General features: G+C 64.0%; 1 pseudogene. It reads left to right on the top strand.

What is annotated here, in order from left to right:
• Positions 1 to 258 (top strand): annotated as a pseudogene (locus AX750_RS20105) (sulfite dehydrogenase); the annotation flags it as partial.

Raw genomic sequence — 258 nt, 5'->3', positions numbered from 1 at the left:
GCGTCGACAAGCGCCCCTATGGCACGCCGTCGCCCTTCGAGAAGCACATCGTCCGTCGCGACGTCTCCTGGCTGACCGCCTCGCCGGATTCCTCTGTGAACTTCACGCCGCTGCATGAGCTCGACGGCATCATCACCCCGTCTGGACTGTGCTTCGAGCGCCACCACGGTGGCATCGCCGAGATCAACCCCGCCAACCACCGCCTCATGATCCATGGCCTGGTCGACAAGCCGCTGGTCTTCACGATGGAAGACATCC

The sequence above is a fragment of the Methylobacterium sp. CCH7-A2 genome (genome assembly GCF_001557075.1).
GTDB classification, from domain to species: Bacteria; Pseudomonadota; Alphaproteobacteria; order Rhizobiales; family Beijerinckiaceae; genus Allobosea; species Allobosea massiliensis.
The sequence above is the reverse complement of the archived record's forward strand: the minus strand, read 5'-3'. Positions and strand labels throughout refer to the sequence as shown.